This window comes from Kitasatospora sp. NPDC041988, assembly GCF_055588525.1.
Window position 1 is genome coordinate 2,423 of record NZ_JBVJCO010000073.1, and the last position, 9,375, is coordinate 11,797.

Here is a 9,375-nt window from a genome sequence, read left to right on the forward strand (position 1 = left end):
AGCGGGGGCGGGTCGTGGCTGGGGGGGGGGGGTTGGGTTGCGCCGGGGAGGAAAGAAGAGGGGGGGAGGGGGTGCCCGGCAGGGCCCCCCCCTTCGCTGTTGCCACCTGGGCCACAGGTGAGGGTCACCTTGATGGTTACTCCGGCGAGCGTCCGGCCACCTTGATGCCCGTCCCGGGCCTCGGCGGGATCCCTTGATGGTCACCTTGGAGAGCGTCCCGGATTCCTTGGAGACCGCCCCGCCGCCGGCTCCGAAAACCTTGGAGGCCAGGTAAAAACCGTAGGTCAAAGCATTGGTGAGGGCGGGTCGGATACCTTGATGCCCGCCCCAGGCGGGACGGGCATCAAGGTATGGGTCGGGCGTGGGGCAGGGCCGGGTGCCGGTCAGCTCCCACCAGGGAGCGGGTCCAGCTTCGAGGTCGGCGATCGGCCACCAGAGGTCAGAGCTGGGGCCTTCGGTCTCCAGGTCTTCCAGCTTGGCGGCGCTGGCCGGGACGGTGCGCAGCATCTTGGCGACGTGCGGGGTGCGGGCGGTGCGCTCGAGGTCGTCGGCGCGGTTGGCGAAGCCGGCCTGGCCGGTGCCGGTGAGGACGAACAGCAGTGTCGGGAACCTGGGGTAGCGGCGTCCCCAGAGTGGATCGCCGCCGCCCTGGGCTTCCGTGGTGTTGTGTCGGACGCCGGGCGGCAGTGGGGCGGTTGCCCAGTAGCGGGCGTAGGCGTTCGGTTTGGCGGCGAGCCGGGGTCCGCCCATGGTGGCGCGGTCGACCTCGACGAACGCCTGGTGGGTCGAGCGGCGCTCGCCGGCGGTGCGCCCGTAGTGGAGCAGTCCGTCGGAGCGTACGGTGCCCTCCTTGCCTTCGGCGAAGCGGTGGGTGATCTCCGGGATCAGGTCGAACGGCCCGTAGGCGTCGCCGCCGCTTGCGGGCGTCGGCGAGGAAGACCAGGTGCGTGCGTACGACGGCGAGCTGGTGGTACAGGGTGAACTTGAAGGCCTCCTTGTCGCCGGGCAGTTTGGGCGCGGGGATGTCCGCCAGCTCGGGGAACACACCGGCGATCCTCGCGCCGTGCTCGGTCAGGAACCAGCCCTTCGCCCGCCCGGACTGCGGCAGCACCAGCTCCTCGGCCAGACCCTGCTCGCGCAGCCTGCGCAGCCGGGCCCGCATCTTCTCGATGCTGCTGTCCGGGGCGTGCAGCCGGCGCAGCTGCTCGGCGGTGGCGATCCGGAACTGGAACAGCGACGCCACCACCGCCCAGGTGATCTCCACCTCCCGCGTCTCGCTGTCCGGCTCCGCCCCGGTCCTCGCCCGCTTCCTCGACGTCGTCATCGCAGGGGTACCCCTCTCGGCTCGACGCGGAGCCCGATGCCCCGCGCGGTCGCCGAACTGAACCCCGCACACCTTGGCGTATCCCTTGGTGAACAGCCCCCTGCGCCACAACGATCACGTAACGGCCTCCACCAACGTTGGTGCCGCGGTCGACCGCCAACGCTGGTGGATGCATGCTCCGTCCCGGGAACCTTGGTGTGACTCTGTTCATGAAGACGGGTTCTGGCACAGGTTGTGTGGAGCCGCTTCGCAGTTCCGCAAGGCCACGGCAGGGTAGGGCCGTTGACCTGCCGCTTCGCTGAGCGCAGCGCCTTGGTTCCCGGCCGCCGGCCCGGTCCACCACACAACCTGTGCCAGAACCCGAAGACGGACGGCACTTATCCATAAGTTCGGGAGTCGCTCGCTGTCCGCGCCGAATCGAAATCTTCATAGGCATGGACAGCACCTGGCAGGCCGGTGAGTGGCTCCTGGGGCATGAGTGATGATCTTGGTCGGGTCCGGCGGCTAGGGTGGGGCCGTGTCAGTGACCAAGGATCGTGATGACGTCGTCGAGCAGCTCGAACCGTTCCGGAGGGAGCTGACGGCGTACTGCTACCGGATGCTCGGCTCCGCGTTTGAGGCCGAGGACGCGGTGCAGGAGACGCTGGTCCGGGCCTGGTCCAAGTACGGCGGGTTCGAGGGGCGTTCGGCGTTGCGGACGTGGTTGTACCGGATCGCGACCAACGTGTGCCTGGACATGGCGCCGGCCGCGCAGCGGCGGGCCCGGCCGATGGACCTGACCTCGCCGGTGGCGGCGTGCGCGCCGGACCTTACGCAGCTGGAGGAGCACATCTGGGTGGGGCCGGTCCCCGATCAGCGGGTGCTGAGCGGCGATCCGGCCGAGGTGGCGGTGGGCCGGGAGACGATCCGGCTGGCGTTCGTCACGGCGCTGCAGGCGCTTCCCGCGCGGCAGCGGGCTGTCCTGGTGCTGCGGGAGGTGCTGGCGTGGTCGGCGGCGGAGACCGCCGAGCTGCTGGAGACGTCGGTCGCCTCGGTGAACAGCGCGCTGCAGCGGGCGCGCGCCACGCTGGCCGATGGTGGCGGAATCCCGACCAGCGACACGTACAAGCCCCTGGACGAGACTCAGCGGGCGCTGCTGGCACGGTATGTCCAGGCGTTCGAGGCATTCGACGTCGAGGGGTTGAAGAAGCTCCTGCACGAGGACGCCGTGCTCAACATGCCGCCCTACCAGATGTGGGTGCGCGGCGTGGCGGAGCTGGGCGAGTGGTGGCTCGGTGCGGGCTGCGGCTGCCGCGGGTCGCGGCTGCTGGCGGTGGAGGCGAACGGTTCGCCGGCCTTCGCGCAGTACCGGCCGGCGGAGGACAAGAACGGCTGGACGCCGTGGGGTATCACGGTGCTGGAGATCACTGACGGGCGGATCAAGACCATGACGAACCACATGGACACCGAGCGGCTGTTCCCGCTGTGGGGCCTACCGATGCGGCTGCCCGCCACCGGCGTCTGACGGGTCCTCGCACCGCAGCACCTCGGCCAGGCCGGTCAGCGTCAGCAGCAGCCTCAGGTGCTGACCGGCTCCGCGTAGGAGGAGGTCAGCGCCGGCCCGGCGGGCGACCATGCTCAGGCGGGCCAGCCGGTCGAGGTCGGCGGGACCGGGTGTCGTCAGGAAGGCAACCTCGCAGACCACGAGCCGGACATCGGATCGCTCGGCGAGCAGCCCGGCCAGGCGGATTGGCAGGGCCATACCTTCGCCCGGGACGGCCGGGGGCACAGGGAACAGCAGAATCTTCACACCTACTGGGACTGCCCGAGGGTGCGCGATTCATCGGCGGCACCGACCGCCGGAAAAGATCTTGAAAGATTTTCGCCGCGACCGATGAGTCCGCGTACGGCGCCCCGTCTGACCGGGTGAGAGCAACCGACACCCGACAGCAAGGGAGCACCCCATGAGGAAGATCACCGCCGGTCTGTTCATCGCCGCCGACGGCGTCGTGGAGAGCCCGGAACAGTGGCACTTCCCCTACTTCAACGAAGAGATGGGAGCGGCCGTGACCGCGCAGCTCGGTGCGGCCGACACCGTGCTGTTCGGCCGCGTCACCTACGACACCTTTGCGGGTGCCTGGCCGGCCCGGGAGGCCGCCGGCGGCGAGGACGCCGAGATGGCCAAGGTGCTCGGCGACGCCCGCAAGATCGTCGTTTCCAACTCGGAGCTGGAGTTCACCTGGCGCAACTCCGAGCAGCTCAAGGGCGACCTGGTCGAGGCCGTCGCCGCCCTGAAGCAGGACAGCGGCGGCCCGATCGGTATCTCGGGCTCGATCTCGGTCGTCCGCGCGCTGCTGGCCGCCGCGCTGATCGACGAACTGCACCTGTTCGTCCACCCGATCGCCATCGGCAAGGGCCTGCGCCTGTTCGACGAGACCGGCGACCCGATCCCGCTGAAGCTCCTGAGCACCACCGCCTTCACCACCGGTGTGCTGCACACCGTCTACGGCCCTGCTGGCAACTGATCCAACCCTTAAACCGACCAGGAGACCCCGTTGACCACCCAGGCCAAGGGCCCTGCCAGCTACTTCCCCTCGATCGAGCAGAAGTACGGCCGACCGATCAGCCACTGGCAGGACCTGATCCGCTCCTCGCCGCTGACCAGGCACATGGAGCTGGTCGCCTGGCTGAAGACCGAGCACGGCCTGGGCCACGGCCACGCCAACGCTCTGGTCGCGCACACCCTCGCCCAGACCACCACCCGCTGACCCACCCTAGAAGGACTCTTCCCCATGACCAGCATCGTCTCCGCCGACGGCACCACCATCGCCCACACCGTCACCGGAAACGGACCGGCCGTCGTCTTCGTGGACGGCGCCCTGTGCCACCGGGCCTTCGGGCCCTCCCAGGCGGTCGCCGAGCAGCTTGCCGCGCACCACACCGTCTACACCTACGACCGGCGCGGCCGCGGCGGCAGCGGCGACACCGCACCCTACGCCGTCGAACGGGAGGTCGAGGACCTGGCCGCCGTGATCGCCGCCACCGGCGGGCGGGCGGCGGTGGTCGGCATCTCCTCCGGCGCGGCTCTCGCCCTGCGCGCCGCCGCCCACGGCATCGGCATCAGCCATGTCGCAGCCTACGAGCCGCCGTTCAGCACCGAGGACGGGCAACGCGCACGCTTCGCCGACTACGCGGCGGGCCTGGCCGCAGACCTCGCGCAGGAGCGGCGCGGCGAAGCGATCACCAGGTTCATGACCTTCGCCGGCGCGCCGGAGCCGATGGTCGAGCAACTGCGCAGCTCGCCCGTGTGGCCCGCTTTCGAGGCAGTGGCGCCCACCCTGGCCTATGACGCCGCTGTCCTCGGCGCCGGGGCCGGCGCGAGCGTCCCGTCCGACGCGCTGGCCCAGATCACCGTGCCCGTCCTCGTCCTCGACGGCGGCGCGAGCCCCGAACTGCTGCGTGCCCCGGCCCGCGCGGTGGCCGCCGCGGTTCCCCACGCCGAGCACCGGAGCCTGCCGGAGCAGACTCATGAGGTCGCGGCTGACGTCCTCGCCCCGGCCCTGCTGAAGTTCTTCGCCTCCTGATCGTCTGCCCAGGACGCGCTGTCGATTTTCGTGAACATCGAACAGGGAGGCATCGAAGTGCCTCCCGAAGTCGTGATCAGCTGCTGTCGAAACTCAGGTTCTGGCACAGGTTGTGTGGTGGACCGGGCCGGCGGCCGGGAACCAAGGCGCTGCGCTCAGCGAAGCGGCAGGTCAACGGCCCTACCCTGCCGTGGCCTTGCGGAACTGCGAAGCGGCTCCACACAACCTGTGCCAGAACCGAAACTCATGAACAAAGCCATTGGTGACTCCCGGACACCTTGATGGCCAGGACCGGGCACCTTGATGCCGTCCCGCCCGGCCCCGGACCAACCGCTGCGCCCTCCAGCTGCCAGGCCCCGCACAGCGGCCGCGTGTGGTCGGTGAGGGTGTGCCACACCGCCGCGCTGGTGCCGTGCTGCTCCAGGTCGGCCAGGCGGGCAGCGCCGACCTGCACGGTCATCAGCATCCGGGCGACGAGCGGGTGGCCGTCGGAGATGGCCTGGAGGTCGCGGATGCGCTGCCGGGCGGCCCGCTCGCCGGTGTCGGCCAGGACGAACAGCAGTCGCGGGAAGACGATGTAGTGCTGCTGCCAGGCCGGCAGGACGCTCTGCGCGCCGGTGGTGCGCCGCGGATGGGCGGGGGTGGTGGTCGCGGAAGCGGGCGTAGCCGATCAGCTTGGCGGCGAGCTTCTCGCTGGCCATGGTGCCGCGGTCGACCTCGACGAACGCCCGGTGCAGCGCCCGGCCGGGCCCGCCGGCCCCCGTCCGGTTTGGTGGCGGGTGCTGCCGGACCTGGTCGAGCGAGCACCTCACCCCGGGGGTCGTCGTCCGAACGACCTGGCACGAGCCCGCTTGCCCGGCCTGGACCCGGCGGTGGCCACCAGGCCGCGACGGCGGGCACAGGGTCGGCCCGGGTGCGGGTGGCCGCGGTCCTCCTCCACGACGGCCGCCTCTGTCTGATCCGCCGCCAGCGCCCCGCCAGCGCCCCGCCGCCGTCCCGCCGGCTGGGCGGGTGGCTCCCGTCTCGTCACGCCGAGGTTCGGACGGCGGTGTCGTGTCGGCTGGCCGAGCCGTGCCGCGGAAGGTCCGGGACGGCTGGCGTGTGCCGGTGGTCGGCCGTTTCGGGTGGGCTCTCGGCCGGGGCTTGCCCCGGTGGCGGTGGGATGGCCGGAGGGTCCGCGGGTGTGGGGAAGGCCTGTGGGGGCCAGGGCCTGTGGGCGAGGTCGTGGCGGAGGGCGTCGAGTCTGGCGAGGCAGGTGTCGATGGTGGCGATGGCGGCGCTGCTGTGTTCGCGGATGCGGCGTTCGATGGTGGCGAGCCGGTCTTCGATGTGCTGCCAGCGCTCCTCGGCCGTGGTGTGGGGGTCAGGTGCGTCGTTGGTCGCTGTCATGGCGGAGGCGTTCGGTGCGGTCGGTGAGGTCGTCGAGGCGGGCGGCGAGGTCCGGATGGGCGGCGCCGAGGTGGGGTCGCATGGCGGCGAGGGGCGCTATCAGGTCGGCCGGGTCGGGGGCGCCGAGGGCGGTGGTGAGCGCGGTCAGCGCGGGCCGGGCCCGGGGGGCCAGGCCGGGCGTGGCGGTGACCTGGGCGGCCAGCACGCGCAGGTCGGCGGCGTTGTTCCGGGCCCAGGCGGTGACCGCGCGCTCGGCGGCCCGCCGGTCGCGCGCCGCTTTGACCCGCTCCGCGCCGGTCCCGGCGGTCCGGCGGGTGGTTCCGCTGGTGGGCGTCAGGCGCAGGTAGCGGTTCTCGGCGGCCTGGCGGCTCGCGACGCCCATGGGCTGGGCGAGGTTCGCCCAGGTGGCACCGCCGGCGCGGGCGGCATCGACCAGGCCCGCTTCCCAGCCCGCGAGCTCGGTGCGCAGCTCGCGCAGCAGAACCAGCGCGGCCAGCGCCGGCTCCGGTCCCTCGTCCGGCGCACCGACACCGGGCGGTGCGCCGGAGCCGGCGTTCTGGGCGGTGCGGACGGCGTCGTCGATGGCGGCGAGCGCGGCGGCTGCGGCGACGAAGGACGCCGGCCCCGTCGGCGGGCCGCTGCCGGTGGCGGGCGGGTCGGGCCGCTTTCCCACAGGTGTCACTCCTTTGGCGACTAATGGGTTTGTCATCGGATGGATGACATGTTAGAACGGATTCAGGTGAAGCGCACTGGCTCCCATAGCCCAACCACCTGGAGGTGTTTCGCGATGCTGCTGCGCACTGACCCGTTCCGCGAGCTGGACCGGCTGACCCAGCAGTTCCTCAACACGACCGGTACCTGGTCGCGTCCGACGCCGATGCCGCTGGACGCCTACCGCGCCGGTGACGAGTACGTGATCTGCTTCGACCTGCCGGGGGTGGACCCGGAGGCGATCGACATCGACGTCGAGCGGAACATGGTGACTGTCAAGGCCGAGCGCCGCCCGCGCCAGGAAGGCGAGGGCGTGAAGTGGGAGCTGTCCGAGCGCCCGCTCGGCGTGTTCTCCCGCCAGGTCATGCTGTCCGACACCCTCGACCCTGCCGGGATCACCGCCGACTACGACGCCGGCGTGCTGACCCTGAAGATCCCGGTCGCCGAGAAGGCCAAGCCCCGCAAGGTCGCGATCAGCCACAGTGGCGACCGCAAGCAGATCCAGGCCTGACCCCTCTCCCCATGAACCGTTCCGCGCCGCCCCTGATCTCTCCCCCTCGAAGGGGCGGCCGGAACACCCCCACCCGCCGGCCGCCCTCCCCGGGCCGCTCCGACCGCGGACACGGGGCAACGCCATGAACGGCCAGGGCAACGAACCCTTCGTGGTGCGGGCGCGCGGCGAGATCGACCTTCACACCGCGCCCTCGCTGCGCGGTGCCCTGTCTGCCGCGCTCGCGTCGCATCGGGAGGTGGTGCTGGATTTGTCGGAAGTGACGTTCATGGACTGCGCGGGTCTGGGCGCCCTGGTCCGGGCCCGCAACCAGGCCGACCGCAGCGGCAGGCGTCTGGTTCTGCGCGGGGCCGGGCGCTGCGTGGTGCGGCTGCTCAAGCTCACCGGTCTGCACCGGCGCCTGGCCGTCGGGCCCTGACCCGTCGCCTGGGCGGCGTACCGGGCAGGCCGGGACGGAGGGAGAACTGCGATGACTCTTCGATGGGAGGCGTTCCTGGAGGAGGTCCGGGAACGCGGTGAGTACGACACTCCGCAGGAGGCCGCGCGGGCCGCCCGGGTCGTCCTGGCCCTGTTGGGTGCCCACCTGGTCGGCGGCGTGCGCGCCGAACTGGCCGCCCGCCTGCCGGAGACCATGGCCCTGATCCTGCTCAACCCCTTGCAGGCCGCCGAACCCCTCAGCCCCGAGCGCTTCGTGCGCGCCACCGCGGCCTGGATCGAGGGCGCCACCGAAGCCACGGCCCTGTGGGACATCGGCGCCGTCCTGTCCACGGTGGCCGACGCGGCCGGCGACGACCTCACCGAGCGTGTCCTGCTCCAGCTGCCGCCCGGCTACGACCTCCTGTTCGGCCGACCCCAGCCCGGCCACCGCCCCTGAACTTGTCCGCGCCGCCGCAACCGCCCGGCCGGCCCCGCCCCGGAAGGCCACCGCCATGACCCGGTACCGCCTCCTTCTCCAGCAGGTCCGCACCCTCGGCCGCTACACCACCGACGAGGAGGCCGAACGTGTCCTGCACGCTGTTCTGGCCGTCCTCGGCAGCCAGCTCACCGGTGAGGAACGCTGCGACCTCGCCGCGGCCCTGCCGGAGCGGGCCCGCGCCGTCTTCGCCTCGCAGATCCCGCTGCCCGAGCCGGTCGCCGCCCCGGCCTTCGTCGAAGCCGTCGCCCGCGCCCTGAACACCAGCCTCACCGGCGCCCGCTGGGACACCTCCTCCGTCCTGGCCGCCCTCGCCGACCTGGCCGGTGACCGGCTCACCGACCGGATCCTCGCCGACCTGCCCCGCGGCTACGCCCTCCTGTTCGGCCGCGCCGACCTCATCACCGCGGCGTGACCCGGGACCGGGTGCGGGCCGTCACCGGCACCGTGCGGGAGTTCACCCACTTGGGCGGGCATCCGCCCCGTTGCCCCGGCCTGCCGCCGAGGCGAGCGCGCATGCGCAGCGGCCACGACGCCAGGCGCAGGACCGACCTGAACGCCTGACCGGGCAGGTCCGCGATCCTGGTCGGCAAGGGTCAGCTCTGCCCGTGGTCGCCGGACGGGCGGGCGGTGTCGAGGCCGTCGCGCAGGGCGTACAGATCGGTGATGGTGGCCAGTTCGGCGAAGCGGGCCAGCAGCCGGCGGACGGTGCGGTCGTCGCCGTCCCGCACGGCCTCGATGATCGCCTCGATCAGGTCCGCCTGTCCGTCCCGGGCCGTCTCCGGCGTTGCGGGCACGAGGTGTTCGACTGCCGCCTCCCTGCGCGGTGCCGCTCGTTTCTTCGGGAGCGGGGGGGGGGGGGGGGGGGGGGGGGGGGGGGGGGGAGGGGGGGGGGGGGGGCGGGGGGGGGGGGCGGAGGAGGGGGGGGGGGGGGCGGGCGGCCACCGCTTGGGGCATCGGGGAA

Annotated in this window: 13 protein-coding genes; 8 read left to right on the forward strand and 5 right to left on the reverse strand. The window is 72.2% G+C overall.

Translation table 11 applies throughout. The features are described 5' to 3' along the window. Window positions 1-439: 439 nt before the first annotated feature. Complete coding sequence (locus tag ACZ6NC_RS40040) at window positions 440-1,324, reverse strand: replication-relaxation family protein (RefSeq protein WP_465738821.1); 885 nt, start codon at window positions 1,322-1,324, stop codon at window positions 440-442. 517 nt (window positions 1,325-1,841) lie between these two features. On the opposite strand from ACZ6NC_RS40040, the gene ACZ6NC_RS40045 reads away from it, so the two are divergent. Next, window positions 1,842-2,828 carry a sigma-70 family RNA polymerase sigma factor gene (locus ACZ6NC_RS40045; protein WP_465738822.1) on the forward strand — a complete coding sequence of 329 codons (987 nt, stop codon included), beginning with the start codon at window positions 1,842-1,844 and terminating at the stop codon, window positions 2,826-2,828. Here the strand turns inward: ACZ6NC_RS40045 and ACZ6NC_RS40050 are convergent. Further along, window positions 2,796-3,065 (reverse strand): hypothetical protein, encoded by a 270-nt coding sequence (locus ACZ6NC_RS40050; protein WP_465738823.1) that lies wholly within the window; start codon window positions 3,063-3,065, stop codon window positions 2,796-2,798. The genes ACZ6NC_RS40045 and ACZ6NC_RS40050 overlap by 33 nt on opposite strands. 202 nt (window positions 3,066-3,267) lie before the next feature. Between ACZ6NC_RS40050 and ACZ6NC_RS40055 the strand changes: the two genes are divergently transcribed. The 3 genes from ACZ6NC_RS40055 to ACZ6NC_RS40065 are packed head-to-tail and all read left to right on the forward strand — an operon-like array spanning window position 3,268 to window position 4,887. Continuing rightward, complete coding sequence (locus tag ACZ6NC_RS40055) at window positions 3,268-3,828, forward strand: dihydrofolate reductase family protein (protein WP_465738824.1); 561 nt, start codon at window positions 3,268-3,270, stop codon at window positions 3,826-3,828. Window positions 3,829-3,858: 30 nt separating this feature from the next. Continuing rightward, a complete protein-coding gene (locus ACZ6NC_RS40060; RefSeq protein WP_465738825.1) occupies window positions 3,859-4,071 on the forward strand; it encodes a DUF4287 domain-containing protein in 213 nt (70 codons plus the stop codon). Window positions 4,072-4,095: 24 nt separating this feature from the next. Then, on the forward strand, window positions 4,096-4,887 hold the full coding sequence (locus ACZ6NC_RS40065) for an alpha/beta fold hydrolase (protein ID WP_465738826.1): 792 nt from the start codon (window positions 4,096-4,098) through the stop codon (window positions 4,885-4,887). A gap of 1,026 nt (window positions 4,888-5,913) precedes the next feature. On the opposite strand, the gene ACZ6NC_RS40070 is transcribed toward ACZ6NC_RS40065, so the two are convergent. Further along, window positions 5,914-6,276 carry a hypothetical protein gene (locus ACZ6NC_RS40070; protein WP_465738827.1) on the reverse strand — a complete coding sequence of 121 codons (363 nt, stop codon included), beginning with the start codon at window positions 6,274-6,276 and terminating at the stop codon, window positions 5,914-5,916. Beyond that, entirely contained in the window at window positions 6,251-6,949 is a 699-nt protein-coding gene (locus tag ACZ6NC_RS40075) for a type III effector protein (protein ID WP_465738828.1), read from the reverse strand. The genes ACZ6NC_RS40070 and ACZ6NC_RS40075 overlap by 26 nt, the downstream gene beginning before the upstream one ends. 114 nt (window positions 6,950-7,063) lie before the next feature. Here ACZ6NC_RS40075 and ACZ6NC_RS40080 point away from each other — a divergent pair, with 114 nt between their 5' ends. The 4 genes from ACZ6NC_RS40080 to ACZ6NC_RS40095 all read left to right on the forward strand — a co-directional run bounded on the left by ACZ6NC_RS40080 (window position 7,064) and on the right by ACZ6NC_RS40095 (window position 8,826). Further along, window positions 7,064-7,498, forward strand: coding sequence for an Hsp20/alpha crystallin family protein (locus ACZ6NC_RS40080; RefSeq protein ID WP_465738829.1), 435 nt, complete (start codon window positions 7,064-7,066; stop codon window positions 7,496-7,498). Between the two features lie 124 nt (window positions 7,499-7,622). Further along, entirely contained in the window at window positions 7,623-7,916 is a 294-nt protein-coding gene (locus ACZ6NC_RS40085; protein ID WP_465738830.1) for an STAS domain-containing protein, read from the forward strand. A 51-nt stretch (window positions 7,917-7,967) separates the two neighbouring features. Then, entirely contained in the window at window positions 7,968-8,372 is a 405-nt protein-coding gene (locus ACZ6NC_RS40090; protein ID WP_465738831.1) for a DUF2267 domain-containing protein, read from the forward strand. A gap of 55 nt (window positions 8,373-8,427) precedes the next feature. Then, complete coding sequence (locus ACZ6NC_RS40095) at window positions 8,428-8,826, forward strand: DUF2267 domain-containing protein (RefSeq protein WP_465738832.1); 399 nt, start codon at window positions 8,428-8,430, stop codon at window positions 8,824-8,826. A 181-nt stretch (window positions 8,827-9,007) separates the two neighbouring features. On the opposite strand, the gene ACZ6NC_RS40100 is transcribed toward ACZ6NC_RS40095, so the two are convergent. Next, entirely contained in the window at window positions 9,008-9,208 is a 201-nt protein-coding gene (locus tag ACZ6NC_RS40100) for a hypothetical protein (protein ID WP_465738833.1), read from the reverse strand. Window positions 9,209-9,375: the final 167 nt, after the last annotated feature.